Below are 17,393 nucleotides of genomic sequence, written 5' to 3' on the forward strand. Positions count from 1 at the left end.
CTTTTTCTATTCCTAGAATAAATAACGTAATTGTTCGAATAAATAACGGTGTGCTTCACAATGTCCGTGATGATTATTCTGAACTAAATAGATGGCTCGTTCTGGACTATCTTCCAGAGGAATACCAACTAAGTTACGTCTGTTTAGTTCATCAGTGAGTGAATAGGGAAGGATGCTACAGGCTTTTTCTCGTTGGACCATGTCTAAGACTAAATGAAGAGAAGGGAGTTCGATGACGATTTGCCGATTTTCCCAATTGATTTTACGTTCCCAACGTTTAAACACTTTTTTTTCATATACTTGATCGGAATATGCAGCAAAAGGTAAAGAACGAATTTCGTCAATCGTTACGCTATCGGCATGGGCTAAAGGATGATTTTTATTGACACAAAGGAGATAGCTTTCTGTATAAATTAATTCTTTCTCTAATGGAATCGAGGTATCCAAAAATATCCCAATCCCAATGTCAATTAAATCTGTTTCCAAAGCTGTTTCAAGATCGTAATAATACTTAAAATCAATACTTACATACGGATAGGATTGATTAAATAACAACAAGACTTCTCCAAATGCTTTATCTATATCAATTAAGTTTGTTCCAATCCGAATGGTCGTTGTCGATCCTTGGGTCACTAATTCATTAATCTCTTCTTGCGCTTCCTTAATGAGTGCAAAAATCATTTCTGTTCGCTTGGCGACGACTTCGCCTGCTGGAGAAAGCCGACAATGTTTCTTGTCTCTTAAAATTAATGAAGCACCTAATTCACGTTCCAACTCCTTGAGCTGGGTACTTAAATAAGGTTGACTCGTATGGAGCTTTTGAGAAGCTAAAGTAAAACTCGCATACTTTGAAACTGCCATAAAATATTCTAGTTGTTGTAATTTCATTTTCCTCACCGCCGTTTCTTTAACTATACAAAAAATAGCAGAAGAAAAGCTTCTCGACAAGGCTATCTGACGGTCTTTAGATTAATTTAACCAGTTATGATTCTATGAATAAATACGAATCATACCAGAAAACCATAGTAAATAAGCGGATTATTTTTCTTTTTGTTACTGAATGGACAAAAAGTTATCTGCTAAAAACTTTTTCTATATCGTTATTTTTTCAAGGAAGAATTATACTTGTTGTTGTAATTAAATAAGATTTGTTAGGTGAGGCTCCTATACAAACATAGGCTACTGCCCAAAAATGTCGAGAGACGCCAATGGGTAGAACAGGAACTGTCGAATGAAGGCTTTTCTTAAGGTAGCTAAAAGCAATCGCTTTTTACGTTGTATAGTGCTAAAGCTCAACGATAAGAACGATTATTCTTTGACACGTTGAGTTTTCAGCGTGTCTTTTTTTGTGGAAAGGGTGAGGAAAATGGAAGATGAACCGATCGTCAATTCAAGTCAACAACAGATAAATGAGGTGAAAGAAAATGGAAAAGAAAATGCGTCACTTGGGCCATGACTATAGTTACAAAAAGTTTGCCCATTCAGAAGTAGAAAAAGTTTTACAACGTTTCGGCTCAACTTGGGATGGCATTAAACACCAAGATATTGAAGAATTACAAGAACGTTATGGCCGCAACAAAATTATGAATGAAAAAAAAGCTTCACGGCTGCGACTTTTTATAAAATCGTATATCACGCCGTTTACTTTGGTGTTACTAGCACTAGCCACGATTTCATTTTTTACAGAATATGTCTATGCTGCGCCAGAGGAAAAAGATGTTACTGGCGTGTTAATTATGTTAGCGATGGTCATCTTAAGCGGCACGATGAGTTTTGTCCAATCAGTCAAATCAAGCAATGCAGTTGAAAAATTACAAAATATGATTAAAGTTACAGCGACAGTCATTCGTGACAAGAAGCAAATGGAAATTCCTATCGAGGAAGTTGTGTGTGGCGACTTAGTCCAACTATCCGCTGGCGATATGATTCCAGCCGATTTACGTTTAATCCAATCTAAGGACTTATTTGTTTCCCAATCATCCTTGACTGGAGAGAGTTTTCCCATTGAAAAACACGCGACTCATCAAAAAGATAGTGATCAAATTGATACAGAATACGACAATCTTTTGTTTTTAGGAACAAATGTCATTAGTGGCACTGGTTTGGGCATTGTCATTAAAGTTGGTAATCAAACTTTATTCGGACGGATGGCTTCTGATAACGGAGAAGAGCAGCAGCAGACGAGTTTTGAAACAGGAATTAATAAAACAACGTGGGTGCTGATTCGCTTTATGTTGGTTATTACGCCAACTGTTTTTCTAATTAATGGGTTAACAAAAGGCGATTGGGTGGAAGCGTTAATGTTTGCGATTGCCACAGCTGTCGGCTTGACACCAGAAATGTTACCTATGATTGTAACAACCAATTTAGTCAAAGGTTCTCGAGAAATGGCTAAAGAAGGCACGATTATGAAAAATGTCAATGCCATTCAAAATTTTGGCGGGATGGATGTACTTTGTACGGATAAAACAGGTACCTTAACACAAGATAAAGTAATTTTAGAATACCACTATAATATTGGGTGCCAAGAAGATCAAAAAGTCTTGGATTTAGCATTTCTAAACAGTTATTTTCAAACAGGTTTGCGTAATTTAATGGATAACGCCGTTATTCAAGCGGCGACGCAAGAAAGTGATATACAATCAGATGATTTTTATAAAGTAGATGAAATTCCTTTCGATTTCAATCGACGTCGAATGAGCGTGATTATCAAAGAGTTTAAAACGCGAGAAACACGCTTAATTACCAAAGGTGCGGTTGAAGAAATGCTCTTGGTCTGCACACAGGTACTTTTAGATGGCGAAATTGTGCCCTTAACAGAGACGCTGCGTCAAAAAATTACCAAAGACGTTGAAGCTTTAAATCGAGATGGTTTGCGCGTTCTAGCAATTGCCGATAAAAAAGTCGAAGCGGCTGAATGGGAGTATACAACTAAAGATGAATCAGAGTTGATTTTACAAGGCTATCTTGCCTTCTTGGATCCGCCAAAAGAAACAGCAGCGGCAGCTATTCACGCCTTGCATCAACATAATGTAGCTGTGAAAGTATTAACGGGGGACAATCAGTATGTGACACATTCTGTTTGTAAAGAAGTTGGTCTGGCTGGCGAAAAAATTATTACAGGAAATGAACTTCAACAATTAAACCAAGAAGAATTAAGAAAAACCGTTCAAGCGTATAATATTTTCGCCAAAATTACGCCTGACCAAAAAGTTCGTATTGTAAATGCGTTAACTGAAAATGGTCAAACTGTTGGCTTTTTAGGTGATGGAATAAATGATGCTGGAGCAATGCGTGCTGCTGATGTAGGAATCTCTGTTGATACAGCTGTCGATGTGGCGAAAGAATCGGCGGATGTAATTTTATTGAGAAAAGATTTAATGGTTTTAGAAAAAGGAATTTTATCTGGACGGCGCGTGTTTACGAACACGATGAAGTACGTCAAATTAACAGCAAGTTCTAATTTTGGCAATGTGTTTTCCGTGATCCCAGCAAGTATCTTTTTACCATTTTTACCGATTGCTCCGATTCAATCGCTATTATTAAATCTAATTTACGATACTTCGTGTATGTCAGTTCCTTGGGACAAAGTAGATGAAGAATACGTAGAAAAACCAAAAAAATGGGAACCAAAATCAATTGGTAATTTTATGCGTTGGTTTGGCCCAACGAGTTCTATTTTTGATATTGTTACCTATTTATTTATGTATTTCATTGTGTGTCCGGCTATCCTAGGTGGCTCATTCTTTGAATTAAATGGAGCAGATCAATTGCTCTTTATCGGTATTTTCCATGCAGGGTGGTTCATTGAGTCCTTATGGTCCCAAATGCTCGTCTTGCATTTCCTACGAACAGAAAAAATGCCTTTCCTTCAAAGTAGTGCTTCTGGAATTATGACGTTAGTCACTACAGCAGGGATTGTTCTCGGAACTGTTTTACCCTTTACCGCTTTCGGTGCAGAACTAGGATTTGTCGGTTTATCACCAAGCTATTTCTTGTATTTAATCCCGACAATTGTTGCTTATTTAGCACTGGTTGCGTTCATTAAAGTTTTATACGTCAAACGTTACGGTCAATTACTGTAACTGATTTGTACTATTATATATAGAAAAATTTTTTTACTTTTCTTTCAAGGTTGAGGAGGTGTCGGTTTTTATGACAGCTCCTCGTTGTTGTTTAAAGTAACTGTGCGAATTTTTTTATGGATTTATTTGTCATTTACAGTTAGTATGGCTAGTAGAGACTTTCCAAAAAGAACGAGCTTTTTGGTAATAAGGAGATAAAACGAGCTAATGACAAAAACAAACCAACTTTCAACTTCAACGCCGATGTTCGATCGGTCGGCCTATATTCATATTCCATTTTGTGAGCATATTTGTTATTATTGCGATTTTAACAAGGTCTTTTTAGAAGGACAACCAGTTGATGAATATATTCAGAGTTTATTAAAAGAAATTCAACTTACGCAAGCATTGTATCCAGAACAAGAAATGAAAACCATCTATATTGGCGGAGGCACGCCAACTTCATTATCAGCGAAACAGTTAGATGTGCTACTAAAAGGGGTTCGCGAACAGCTAACGTTTGATGACCGAAATGAATTTACGGTGGAAGCAAACCCTGGTGATTTAACCCAAGAAAAATTACAAGTCATGAAAAACTATGGCGTCAATCGTCTTTCGATGGGCGTTCAGACATTTGATGATCGCTTGCTCAAAAAAATCGGTCGCAAGCACACCGCCGCAGATGTTTATGAAACAATGAAATTTTTAGAGAAAGAAAATTTTACCAATGTCAGTATTGACTTAATCTATGCTTTACCTGGACAAACATTGGAAAGTTTTCGCGATACTTTGACAAGAGCCTTAGCATTGGACTTGCCGCACTATTCGCTTTATTCATTAATTCTTGAAAATAAAACAATGTTCATGAACTGGGTTCGTCAAGGACGGTTACAGCTGCCTGAAGAAGAAATCGAAGCACAAATGTTTGACGAAACGATTGAAGCAATGGAGAAAAAAGGACGTCACCAATATGAAGTTAGTAATTTTGCTTTAACAGGAAAAGAAAGCCAGCATAATCTGGCTTATTGGAATAATGACCACTACTATGGATTTGGCGCAGGTGCCAGCGGCTATCTTGGGCAAACTCGTTACAAAAATCACGGTCCAATCCAACATTATTTGAAACCCTTGCGAGAAAATCAATTGCCAATTGTGGAGACTGAAGAATTAACTCGTCTAAATCAAATAGAAGAGGAGTTATTTTTAGGCTTACGTAAAAAAGTAGGCATTTCTAAACAAAAATTCCAACAAAAATTTCATGAACCAATTGAAGCAATTTATGGAGAGGTCATTCAACGCTTAATCAAAGAAGAATTATTAATTGAAGAAGCAGATATCTTACGTTTAACGAAAAAAGGACTATTTGTGGGGAATAATGTTTTTGAAGCTTTTTTGTTAAGTGAAAAAGAGTAAAAAAATAAAAAAATCATCGAAGTGTGACAAAGCATTTCGATGATTTTTTTATTACAAAAGTTGGTATTGATGGTTTTTGAAGGTGGTTTGTAGCAATTAGCACTCTTGCGTGAAGAGTGCTAAAAAGTTGCGTATTTCCCTTGACAAAAAGGTAAGGACTTGTTATATTAGTATATGTAGTTAGCACTTAGATGTTAAGAGTGCTAATGAAGGGTGGTAATAACGATGATTACAGAAAGACAACAAAATATCTTGAGACTTATCATCCAAAATTACACGAACACGGGCTTACCTGTCGGTTCTAAGAAATTGATGGAGGATGGCATTGCCTCTAGTTCTGCCACAATTCGTAATGATATGAAAGCATTAGAAGAATACGGCTTATTAGCTAAGACTCATTCTTCTTCAGGGCGAATTCCCTCAATGGCTGGTTATCGTTACTACGTGGATCATCTTTTACAACCAACACAAGTAGAAGAGAACGAACTTAGAAGAATCCGTCAATCTTTTGGAAAAGAATTTCATGAGATTAATGATATTATTCGACAATCCGCTGAAATTCTATCAGAATTGACAAGTTATACTGCTTTTTCATTAGGACCTGAAGTGAAAGAACGGAAATTAACCGGCTTTCGAATGGTTCCTTTGAATGATCGGCAAGTCCTTGCTATTATAGTGACAGATAAAGGCAATGTTGAAAACCAAGTATTTGCCATTCCTGCCGCTGTTTCTAGCCAAGATCTTGAAAAAATGACACAAATCATCAATGATAAGTTGGTTGGACAACCTTTGTTGACCGTTTATCATCGTTTGCGGACGGAGATTCCGATGATTTTACATCGCTATTTCCAAACGCCAGAAGGAATGATGAACTTATTCGATGAGATGTTAGGACATGCCTTTGAAGAAAAAGTCTTTGTCGGTGGTCGCATGAATTTGTTAGATTTTGGCATCAAACAAGATATTGAACAATTGAAATCTGTCTATTCCTTTATGCAAAATTCTGATGAGCTGACGCATTTATTAAATGGTTCTGCAACAACAGAAAATCCAATTGTTTTTCGTATCGGCTCAGAAATTGGCAACAATCTCTTAGAAGATATGAGCATGATCACTGCTACGTATGAAGTATCAGGACATGGCAAAGGAACAATTGCCCTGCTAGGACCAACCAGTATGCCGTATTCAAAAATATTCGGTTTGGTAGACACGTTTCGACATGAGCTAGCTTCACAACTAGGTGACTATTACCGTTTTTTAGGTAATTAAGCAAACCTTGTTAGGATAAGAAGTAGATGCATAAAGAGAAAGGAAGTTGCTGAAGTGAGTAAAAAAGAAGAGAAGCAAGAAGAATTACAAGAAGAAATGGAAGCTGTTGATGCTGCTGGCGTTTCTGAAGTAGAAGTTGAAGCAACAGAGATTGAAAATCTTAAAGCAGAGCTTTCCGAAATGGAAGACAAGTTCTTGCGGGCAAGAGCCGAAATTGCTAATATGAGCAATCGAAATAAAAACGAACGAGAATTATTAGTTCGTTACCGCTCACAAGATTTAGGTAAAAAGATTTTACCATCCATTGATAATTTAGAACGAGCAATGGCTATTGAAGTATCAGATGAACAAGGCGAAAGCTTGAAAAAAGGTATTTCGATGGTGCTAGAAAGTATTACTGTGGCTTTAAAAGAAGAAGGAATTGAAGAAATCCCAGCAATGGGTGAAACCTTTGATCCAAATTTACATCAAGCCGTTCAAACAGTCCCTGCTTCTGAAGAAACCCCAGCAGATACCATTGTTGAAGTTCTACAAAAAGGGTACAAATTACAAGATCGTGTGTTACGACCATCAATGGTCATTGTTGCACAATAACAAACGTTAATTAAAAATATATTATTATAGAAAACTAATACAGATTGGAGATATTCACTATGAGTAAAATTATTGGTATTGACTTAGGAACAACAAACTCAGCTGTCGCAGTGCTAGAAGGCGGCGAAGCGAAAATTATTGCAAACCCAGAAGGTAACCGCACAACTCCTTCGGTCGTTTCATTCAAAAACGGTGAAATTCAAGTGGGCGAAGTAGCAAAACGTCAAGCTGTTACAAATCCTAACACGATTTCATCTATTAAACGTCACATGGGTGAAGCTGGCTACAAAGTTGATGTTGAAGGAAAATCATATACACCACAAGAAGTTTCTGCAATGATCTTACAATATTTAAAAGGTTTTGCTGAAGACTATTTAGGTGAAAAAGTTGAAAAAGCAGTTATTACAGTTCCTGCATATTTCAACGATGCGCAACGTCAAGCAACAAAAGATGCTGGTAAAATTGCTGGTTTAGAAGTAGAACGGATCGTTAACGAACCAACAGCAGCAGCTTTAGCTTATGGCTTAGATAAAACAGACAAAGATGAAAAAATTCTTGTCTTTGACCTTGGTGGTGGTACATTCGACGTGTCAATCCTTGAATTAGGCGATGGCGTTTTCGATGTATTATCAACAGCCGGTGATAACAACCTAGGTGGGGATGACTTTGATAATAAAATCATTGACTACATGGTTGCAGAATTTAAAAAAGAAAATGGCATTGACTTAGCTAACGATAAAATGGCGTTACAACGTTTGAAAGATGCTGCTGAAAAAGCGAAAAAAGACTTATCAGGTGTAACAAGCACACAAATCAGCTTGCCATTTATTACTGCTGGCGAAGCAGGACCATTGCACTTAGAAATGAACTTAACTCGTGCAAAATTTGATGAATTAACAAGTGATTTAGTTGAACGTACAAAAGTACCAGTACGTCAAGCCTTGAAAGATGCTGGATTAAATCCTTCTGAAATCGACGAAGTTATCCTAGTTGGTGGTTCAACACGTATTCCAGCTGTAGTTGAAGCTGTTCGCAAAGAAACAAACAAAGAACCAAACAAATCAGTTAACCCTGACGAAGTAGTAGCAATGGGTGCTGCAATCCAAGGTGGCGTAATCACTGGTGATGTTAAAGACGTTGTCTTATTAGACGTAACACCGTTGTCATTAGGGATTGAAACAATGGGTGGCGTATTTACAAAATTAATTGATCGTAACACTACGATTCCAACAAGTAAATCACAAGTCTTCTCAACTGCTGCTGACAATCAACCAGCTGTTGATATTCACGTTTTACAAGGTGAACGTCCAATGGCCGCTGATAATAAAACATTAGGTCGTTTCCAATTAACAGATATTCCTGCGGCTCCTCGTGGTGTGCCGCAAATTGAAGTAAGCTTTGACATTGATAAAAACGGGATTGTAAATGTTCGTGCGAAAGACTTAGGCACTCAAAAAGAACAAACAATCACGATCAAATCTTCTTCAGGTTTATCTGATGATGAAATCGAACGTATGGTGAAAGATGCTGAAGCAAACGCTGAAGCAGATAAACAACGTAAAGAAGAAGTTGACTTACGTAACGATGCAGATGCTTTATTATTCACTGTTGATAAAACATTGAAAGAATTAGAAGGCAAAGTAGACGCTGAAGAAGTGAAAAAAGCAGAAGATGCGCGTGATGAATTAAAAGCAGCCATCGAAGCAAACGATATCGAACAAATGAAAGCAAAACGTGATTCATTGAATGAAATCGTCCAAAACTTAACAGTAAAACTTTACGAACAAGCTGCGCAACAACAAGCACAAGAAAATCCTGAAGCTGCCCAAGGTGGCGCTGATGATGTTGTTGATGCTGATTTTGAAGAAGTAAATGGTGATGACAAATAATCAATAACAATTGATTTTAGGGACTGGATCATTAGTACAATGACTAATGTCCCAGTCCCTTGTCTTTTGTGAGAAAATCAACCACAATCAAGTTAGCAAGAAACTATTTAGGTTTTGAAAGAACTGTGGTATGATTACAACGATGTTAAACAAGCTGAAAATACCTATTCACAGCTAGTAACACTGATTCAAGGTGTGACAGATAATCCAACCAGAGAGACCGAAAGCAATCGATGAATTTGGCTGGTTCTAAACACATTGTAAAGTTTGAAGAAAGTTGGAGGGAAGTCAATGGCGACGAAACGAGATTATTATGAAGTGCTAGGATTAGCAAAAGGTGCTTCAGATGATGAAATTAAAAAAGCATACCGCAAACTTTCCAAAAAGTACCATCCAGATATTAACAAAGAAGCCGATGCGGAAGAAAAATTTAAAGAAGTTTCTGAAGCGTATGAAGTATTAAGTGATCCACAGAAAAAAGCGGCCTATGACCAATATGGCCATGCAGGAACTGATCCTAATTACGGTGGCGGCGCTGGTGGCTTTGGCGGTTTCGGTGGCGGCGGATTTAGCAGTAGTGGTTTTGGTGGATTCGAAGATATTTTCGATTCATTCTTTGGCGGCGGCGGTGGTCGTTCTGTTGATCCAAATGCACCAAGACAAGGCGCCGATTTACAATATACAATTCAATTGAAATTTGAAGAAGCTATTTTCGGTGTCGAAAAAGAGATTAAGTACAATCGAGAAGATACTTGTGCAACCTGTGGCGGTAATGGCGCCAAACCAGGCACACACCCAGAAACTTGTCATAAATGTCATGGCTCTGGAACAATCAATGTTGAACGTCAAACGCCATTAGGTCGTATGATGAGTCGTCAAACTTGTGATGTGTGTCATGGCACAGGGAAAGAAATTAAAGAACCATGTCCAACTTGTCATGGCACAGGTCATGAGAAAAAAGCACATACTGTCAAAGTAAATGTGCCTGCTGGAGTAGAAGACGGCCAACAAATGCGCTTAGCTAACCAAGGAGAAGCGGGTACCAATGGTGGACCATATGGTGATTTATATGTAGTCTTTCGTGTTGAAGATAGTGATATTTTCGATCGAGATGGCGCAGAAATCTACTATGATTTACCAGTAAGTTTTGTCCAAGCGGCTCTAGGGGACGAAGTAACTGTACCAACTGTTCATGGTGACGTGAAATTAAAAATTCCGGCTGGAACACAAACTGGCACAAACTTCCGCTTAAGAGGCAAAGGTGCGCCACGTTTACGTGGTGGGGGCAATGGTGATCAACACGTGAAAGTGAAATTAATAACACCAAAAAATCTTAATGAAGAACAAAAGGATGCCCTACGAGCTTTTGCAAAAGCTGGCGGACAAAATGTAACTGAACAACAAGAAGAAGGCTTCTTTGATAAAATGAAAGATGCGTTTGGCGGTAAGAAGAAAAAATAAACCAAACGAGTCAGAGACAAAAGCAGTTAGCTCCAAGTGTTCATCACTCTTGAAAGCTAAATTGCAACGAGTAATTGCAGATACTGCTTTTGTTTAGCTGATTATTTTAAGATTTAGAGAGTGGGACATAAGTCGTTTTGACTTATGTCCTATTTTCGTTTTTTATTTCCAAACATTTTACGAGAATATTTTAAAATTTAGCGTATACTTAATATAAGCAAGTTAGGAGGGCTTATTTATGAAACCATATGTTTATGTAATCAGTGATATTCATGGACAAGCAGATTTGTTTGATGCCTTACTTACAGACTATGACCCAGTTGAGCATCAGCTAGTTTTAATTGGTGATTTAAACGACCGTGGTCCGGATTCTAAAGCCTGTTTTCTCAAAGGAAAAGAACTTGTCGAGCAACACGGCGCTGTTTATTTACGAGGCAATCATGAAGAATATTTTTTGCAGTTTCTTCAAAATCCAGAGGACTGGTTTGCAGGATATGTTCGCAATGGTGGCAAGGAAACAATTGAAAGTCTCTTGCATCCAGGAGCTACTGCAGAATACTCACCAACAGAAATGGCCTTAATGATCCGTAGTCGCTATCCAGAGTTAATTGATTTTTTAACAAAACGACCACTTTATTTTGAATGGCAGCATTACTTATTTGTGCATGCTGGGGTTGATTTAACGATGGAAGATTGGCGGCAAACAGCACCTAAGGATTTTTTGTGGATTCGCGAACCCTTTCATCAAGGGAAAAATAATACAGGCAAGACCATTGTTTTTGGTCATACTATTACCCCGATGTTACATGGTGATATGCAGACAACGGACCTTTGGCAAAGTGATGGAAAAATTGGGATAGATGGTGGTGCTATTTTTGGCGGCTCTGTGCATGGTGTGATTTTTAATGAAAAAGGCATTGTCCAAGATATCGAATATCAAAAACGCACCCCTGCATGGCAACCAGAATTTTGATTCCTTAATCGCACGAATCAGTTACCTCACTTCTATATTTAGAAGCAAAAATATGCTAAAATAGATAAGTATGCATAAGAAAAGAGGTATCTAGTTAATGGCAGAAGCTTATAACGAAGAAGTAGTAGCGCTACTTCAAAAAGAATTGACAACGTATCGTTCAAAACAAATAACAACGGTTTTAACTTTATTAAATGAAGGAAATACAGTTCCTTTTATTGCCCGTTACCGGAAAGAAATGACTGGAAGTTTAGATGAAGTCCAAATCCGTGAAATAGAAGAACGTTATCATTATTTACAAAACTTGAAAAAGCGGAAAGAAGAAGTTCTCCGTTTAATTGAAGAGCAAGGAAAACTAACAAAAGAACTCAAAACAGATATTCAAAAAGCAGTAAAAATGCAACAAGTGGAAGATTTATATCGACCATATAAACAAAAACGTCGGACTAAAGCGACTATCGCGAAAGAAAAAGGGTTGGAACCATTAGCAGATTGGTTGCTCTCTTTACCTGAAAACGCGGATATCTTAGCTAAAGCGGCTACTTTTATTAATGAAGAAAAAGAAGTTGCAACCGCCGAGATAGCCTTGCAAGGTGCTCATGAAATTTTAGCAGAACGTATTAGCGATGAACCAAAATACCGAACATGGTTACGTGATTATATGGTTAAACATGCGCAATACGTTAGCGTAGTTAAGGATGAAGAAAAAGACGAAAAGCGGACCTATGAAATGTATTACGATTTTGCAGAACCAGTTAGCAAAATGGTGCCGCACCGTGTCTTAGCAACGAATCGTGGTGAAAAAGAAGACATTTTAAAGGTTTCCCTTGTCGCTGATGAAACAAAAATTAATGATTATTTCCAACGTCAACTAATCGGCAAACAAGCAACAAGTTTTGCTGCTCCATACATTGAGGCTGCTTATTTAGATAGCTATAAACGATTTATTGGGCCAGCGATTGAACGGGAGATCCGCAATGAATTAACAGAAAAAGCTGATGAACAAGCGATTGCAATTTTCGGTGAAAATTTACGTAATTTATTATTACAGTCACCACTTAAAGGAAAAGTTGTTCTAGGATTTGACCCGGCTTATCGGACAGGCTGTAAATTAGCAGTTGTCGATGAAACTGGTAAAGTTTTAGCAATTCAAGTGATTTATCCACATAAACCAGCCACTGCTGCGAAACGTGAAGCCGCTGGTCCAGCCTTTAAAAAGATCATTGAAGACTATCAAGTGGACATGGTAGCTATTGGAAACGGAACGGCAAGTCGTGAATCTGAATTGTTTGTGGCAGAGCAATTAAAAGCGGTGAAACGGGACGTCTTTTACGTGATTGTTAATGAAGCAGGGGCTTCCGTTTACTCTGCGAGTGAAGTGGCTCGTAAAGAGTTTCCTGATTTACAAGTCGAAGAACGAAGTGCGGTCAGCATTGCACGTCGTTTACAAGATCCGTTGGCAGAATTAGTAAAAATTGATCCCAAAGCAGTCGGGGTCGGTCAATATCAGCATGACGTATCGCAAAAACGTCTTGCCGAGCAATTGGATTTTGTTGTAGAAACTGCGGTAAACCAAGTTGGTGTTGATGTGAATACAGCGAGTGCTCAACTTTTACAACATATTTCTGGCTTAAATAAAACAACGGCGCAAAACTTAGTCACTTATCGTGATGAAAATGGTGTCTTTACAGCACGAAATCAAGTCAAAAAAGTACCTCGTTTAGGACCAAAAGCATTTGAACAAGCAATTGGCTTTTTACGAATTCCTAATGGCAAAAATGTGTTAGATAACACTGGCATTCACCCAGAAAGTTATCCAGTAGCACAAGCAATTTTAGAAAAAGCAGAGATTGCTTCTAAAGAATTAGGGACAGCAGAAGCTATCGAAAAATTGAAACAGTTACCAGTGCATCAATTAGCTACTGAGTTAGAAGTAGGTTCAGAAACACTCACGGATATTATTGCTAGTTTAATCCAACCAGGTCGTGATATGCGCGATGAGATGTCAGCACCACTTTTACGTAAAGACGTGTTGACGATGGAAGATTTGAAACCAGGAATGGAAATGCAAGGGACTGTTCGAAACGTAATTGACTTTGGTGCGTTTGTCGATATTGGTGTGAAGCAAGATGGCTTAGTCCACATTTCTAAGTTAAGTCCTAAATTTGTTAAGCACCCAACGGATGTTGTTGCGGTGGGTGATGTAGTCACAGTTTGGGTAGAAGATGTTGACTTGAAAAAGGGGCGTATTAGTTTAACCATGTTGCCTCGGGCTGATAGAAAAGAGTAACAATGAAAGAGTCTCAACCAGTCTTGATGACAGATCAAGCGCTTCAAACGCTAGTGGAAAAAATTTCAATCGTATTTTTTCAGAAACCTTTTCTGCATCAAGCTACATTTAATCGGCGGTTAAAAACTACGGGCGGTCGCTATCATTTAGCTTCGCATCACCTGGATTTTAATCCAACTGTCTTTTTAAAGTATGGACAAGAGGAACTGGAAAAAGTCATTAAGCATGAGTTATGTCACTATCATTTACATTTAGCTGGCAAAGGCTATCAGCATAAAGATAAGGACTTTAAAGAGTTATTGGCTAAGACTGGCGGTGCCCGTTATGCACCGCCTCTAGTAGAACGGAAAAAAGCAGTTTTCCATCAGTACCAATGTCAGTCTTGTGGAGAAGTCATCCTCAGAAAACGACGAATTGATACGACACGATATGTCTGCGGAAAATGTCATGGGCGTTTGTCCTGGCAAGCGAAAAAAGAACAAATCTAACGATTCTGGTCTTTGTTATCTTGACAAAGACCAGTAATTATTTTAGGATAAATAAGTGCTCTTAAAATGCAGATGTGTTGGAATTGGCAGACAAGCATGATTGAGGGTCATGTGGACAGATGTCCGTGTGGGTTCGAGTCCCATCATCTGCATCAACTAGTATAACAAGAGGTCGGGACAGAAGTGTTTAACTCCGAGAAATAAGAAGGAGTTGCTTTTGTTCCCGCCGTTTATCAGTTTTTGAGCGTGGAGCAAAAATCCAAAGTGATTTTTGTCCCACGCTCTTGTTTAATACGGAAAAACCATCAATTTTTTATTAAATTCTGATATTTATTATTGCTTTTTCATTATAGTTGGCGTAACTTTAGAGTATAAATTTGTGAAGCGAGGGAGTCCGTGTGAGAAATTTTAAAAAATCCGATAAATTAAATAACGTAAGTTACGATGTCCGTGGTCCTGTTTTAGAAGAAGCAGAACGCATGCAAGAAGAGGGCATACGTATTTTGAAATTAAATACAGGGAATCCAGCGCCATTTGGTTTTGATGCCCCAAATGAAATTGTGCGCGACATGATTGTGAATGTTCGCGATTCAGAAGGTTATTCCGATTCAAAAGGTATTTTTTCTGCAAGAAAAGCGATTGAACAATATTGCCAATTAAAAAAATTTCCTAATGTAACGATTAATGATATTTACACTGGTAATGGCGTGAGTGAACTAATTACCATGTGTATGCAAGGCTTGTTAAATAACGGCGATGAAGTACTTGTGCCAATGCCAGACTATCCTTTATGGACTGCTTCTGTTTCTTTGGCGGGCGGTACACCCGTTCATTATATTTGTGATGAGCAAGCAGAATGGTATCCAGACATTGATGATATAAAATCAAAAATAACTTCGAATACAAAAGCAATCGTTATTATCAATCCCAATAATCCGACTGGTGCTTTATATCCGAAAGAGTTATTACTAGAAATTGTCGAAGTGGCACGTCAAAATGATTTAATTATTTACTCTGATGAAATTTATGATCGTTTGGTCATGGACGGTTTGGTTCATGTACCGATTGCTACATTAGCTCCTGATTTATTTGTCGTAACATTGAATGGTTTGTCAAAATCACATCGAGTGGCAGGCTTCCGATGCGGTTGGATGGTGTTAAGTGGAGATAAATCACGAGTAAAAGGGTATATCGAAGGGCTAAATATGCTTGCTTCCATGCGGTTATGTTCGAATGTGTTGTCACAACAAATCATTCAAACCGCATTAGGCGGCTATCAAAGTGTTGATGATTTACTTTTACCAGGTGGCAGAATTTACGAACAACGAGAATTTATTTACAATGCGATAAATGATATTCCTGGTTTATCAGCCGTGAAGCCTAAAGCAGCTTTCTATATTTTCCCGAAAATTGATACGGCCAAATTTGACATTTATGATGATGAAAAATTTGTTTTAGATTTCTTACACAAACATCATATTTTATTAGTCCATGGTGGTGGGTTCAACTGGCAACAACCAGATCACTTCCGTATTGTTTATTTACCGAAGATGGAAGACTTAAAAACTACAGCAGATAAAATGCGTGAATTTTTAAGTACCTACAAACAAAAATAAAAGAACTACCAAAAAATAGCCTCTAACGAAGCTATTTTTTGGTAGTTCTTGTTTTATCAACAATACTATTCTGCGGTTTCACATGCTTTTTTACTAATAATCATTCGGTTGGTATATTTTTCTTCCATATCAGGACTAGGATTTGCTACTACGATGAGATAAGAATTTTCATACTCCTTCTCCACAAAGCCTGAATAATTTGTTTTTTCCCAAATGAAGTGAACCTTTTTCTCTTCGGCCATACAATAACACTCCTTTTTAATAAAAATGAACCTATTTATTTTCTAAGAAAACCTTAGATAATGTTCTTGCAGTATATTATGCAATAAAGTACAATAAAAGCATAATGCGAATTCGCATATTTTGACAAAATCCCCATTTTGCAAGGAAAATGGCCGATATAAATAGGAGCTATTGTGATGAATTCTTTAGGTGCAGTTATTAAAGAAATTAGAAAAAATAGAAAATTGACACAGAAAATGTTATCAGAAGACATCTGTTCGCAAAGCGTTTTAAGTCGCATTGAAAACAATGAAGAGTTGCCAAACGTCCTCGTAATGCAACAACTTTGTGATCGTTTAGGTGTGACTGTTGACCAGATTATGCGTTATAAATCTGGTGATGTGCACGTTGTTACGTATTCATTTGAAAAAATGGCTGAATATTTTCGCCATAAAAAATATCAATTATTATTAAATTATTTAAAGGAAAATCGTATTGAAGAACAATTGTATTTAGATACGGACTGGCAAAAATATTATTATTATTTAGGTAGTTGTGAATTGTTTGTTCTAAATGATTATGAAAAAGCTATTGCTAGCTTGCGTAAAGGGTTATCTTTCACCTATAAAGCCGATAAGTTAAATGTTTCTGATTTAGAGATTCAATTAATTAGTTGTCTAGGTGCCACTTATGGTTACATGGGCAATCGAGTAGAAGCAGAACGATTTTTAAGTTTGAGTATTCATTATTTTAATCAATTGCCAAATGAACGCAGTAATGCAGAGTTAACGAAAATATTTTTTAATTATGCTGATTTCTTATTCAAAAATTATACAGAAAAAGATGCCGAAATTTATGTGGATCAAGGAATTACTTGGGCCCGCAAAAAAAATAGTTATTATTATTTAAGTGAATTATTAAATCTAAAATATTTAGTTTTAATGAGAAAGAATAAACATGAAGAAGCAGAACGTTATCTGAACTTAGCACAACAAATGAAAAATGTGGAAAGTGGCAATCTTTAAAAAATCCTCAGAATTGCTTAAAAGGTCTACACCATTTCTTGACTTTTGTACTGATTAAGAGTACTTTTGAAGTAAGTAAAATAAAGAAA

General features: G+C 37.3%; 14 protein-coding genes, 1 tRNA gene and 1 riboswitch. Of the genes, 13 read left to right on the top strand and 2 right to left on the bottom strand.

All coding sequences use genetic code 11. From position 1 onward, the window contains the following. Positions 1–12 precede the first annotated feature (12 nt). Positions 13–888 carry a LysR family transcriptional regulator gene (locus IGL56_RS05310; RefSeq protein WP_002382245.1) on the bottom strand — a complete coding sequence of 292 codons (876 nt, stop codon included), beginning with the start codon at positions 886–888 and terminating at the stop codon, positions 13–15. 252 nt (positions 889–1,140) lie between these two features. After that, positions 1,141–1,311: riboswitch (M-box (ykoK) riboswitch) on the top strand. Positions 1,312–1,424: 113 nt separating this feature from the next. On the opposite strand from IGL56_RS05310, the gene mgtA reads away from it, so the two are divergent. The 12 genes from mgtA to IGL56_RS05370 all read left to right on the top strand — a co-directional run bounded on the left by mgtA (position 1,425) and on the right by IGL56_RS05370 (position 16,057). After that, entirely contained in the window at positions 1,425–4,085 is a 2,661-nt protein-coding gene (gene mgtA / locus IGL56_RS05315; RefSeq protein WP_002357830.1) for a magnesium-translocating P-type ATPase, read from the top strand. A gap of 243 nt (positions 4,086–4,328) precedes the next feature. Continuing rightward, entirely contained in the window at positions 4,329–5,477 is a 1,149-nt protein-coding gene (gene hemW / locus IGL56_RS05320; RefSeq protein ID WP_002357829.1) for a radical SAM family heme chaperone HemW, read from the top strand. Positions 5,478–5,702: 225 nt separating this feature from the next. Beyond that, positions 5,703–6,746: a heat-inducible transcriptional repressor HrcA gene (hrcA, locus tag IGL56_RS05325; protein WP_002357828.1), complete on the top strand. Its 1,044-nt coding sequence runs from the start codon at positions 5,703–5,705 to the stop codon at positions 6,744–6,746. A gap of 54 nt (positions 6,747–6,800) precedes the next feature. After that, positions 6,801–7,340, top strand: coding sequence for a nucleotide exchange factor GrpE (grpE, locus tag IGL56_RS05330; RefSeq protein ID WP_002357827.1), 540 nt, complete (start codon positions 6,801–6,803; stop codon positions 7,338–7,340). A gap of 59 nt (positions 7,341–7,399) precedes the next feature. Beyond that, a complete protein-coding gene (gene dnaK / locus IGL56_RS05335) occupies positions 7,400–9,229 on the top strand; it encodes a molecular chaperone DnaK (protein WP_002357825.1) in 1,830 nt (609 codons plus the stop codon). 114 nt (positions 9,230–9,343) lie between these two features. Next, positions 9,344–9,466, top strand: coding sequence for a hypothetical protein (locus tag IGL56_RS05340; RefSeq protein WP_002357824.1), 123 nt, complete (start codon positions 9,344–9,346; stop codon positions 9,464–9,466). 54 nt (positions 9,467–9,520) lie between these two features. Continuing rightward, positions 9,521–10,690 carry a molecular chaperone DnaJ gene (gene dnaJ, locus IGL56_RS05345; RefSeq protein WP_002357822.1) on the top strand — a complete coding sequence of 390 codons (1,170 nt, stop codon included), beginning with the start codon at positions 9,521–9,523 and terminating at the stop codon, positions 10,688–10,690. 238 nt (positions 10,691–10,928) lie between these two features. Next, positions 10,929–11,663 (top strand): metallophosphoesterase family protein, encoded by a 735-nt coding sequence (locus IGL56_RS05350; RefSeq protein WP_002392539.1) that lies wholly within the window; start codon positions 10,929–10,931, stop codon positions 11,661–11,663. A 97-nt stretch (positions 11,664–11,760) separates the two neighbouring features. Continuing rightward, complete coding sequence (locus IGL56_RS05355) at positions 11,761–13,953, top strand: Tex family protein (RefSeq protein ID WP_430599852.1); 2,193 nt, start codon at positions 11,761–11,763, stop codon at positions 13,951–13,953. A gap of 26 nt (positions 13,954–13,979) precedes the next feature. After that, complete coding sequence (locus IGL56_RS05360; RefSeq protein WP_002365561.1) at positions 13,980–14,441, top strand: SprT family protein; 462 nt, start codon at positions 13,980–13,982, stop codon at positions 14,439–14,441. 68 nt (positions 14,442–14,509) lie between these two features. Then, a tRNA-Leu gene (locus tag IGL56_RS05365) sits at positions 14,510–14,593 on the top strand. 246 nt (positions 14,594–14,839) lie between these two features. Further along, the gene (locus IGL56_RS05370) at positions 14,840–16,057 is read left to right on the top strand and encodes a pyridoxal phosphate-dependent aminotransferase (protein ID WP_002357817.1); all 1,218 of its coding nucleotides are present in this window, start codon (positions 14,840–14,842) and stop codon (positions 16,055–16,057) included. 65 nt (positions 16,058–16,122) lie between these two features. Here the strand turns inward: IGL56_RS05370 and IGL56_RS05375 are convergent, their stop codons facing one another. Further along, complete coding sequence (locus tag IGL56_RS05375) at positions 16,123–16,299, bottom strand: hypothetical protein (RefSeq protein ID WP_002357816.1); 177 nt, start codon at positions 16,297–16,299, stop codon at positions 16,123–16,125. 177 nt (positions 16,300–16,476) lie between these two features. Between IGL56_RS05375 and IGL56_RS05380 the strand changes: the two genes are divergently transcribed. Then, positions 16,477–17,304 carry a helix-turn-helix domain-containing protein gene (locus tag IGL56_RS05380; protein WP_002381942.1) on the top strand — a complete coding sequence of 276 codons (828 nt, stop codon included), beginning with the start codon at positions 16,477–16,479 and terminating at the stop codon, positions 17,302–17,304. Positions 17,305–17,393: the final 89 nt, after the last annotated feature.

Source organism: Enterococcus sp. DIV1316a, assembly GCF_050536915.1.
Classification (GTDB): domain Bacteria; phylum Bacillota; class Bacilli; order Lactobacillales; family Enterococcaceae; genus Enterococcus; species Enterococcus faecalis.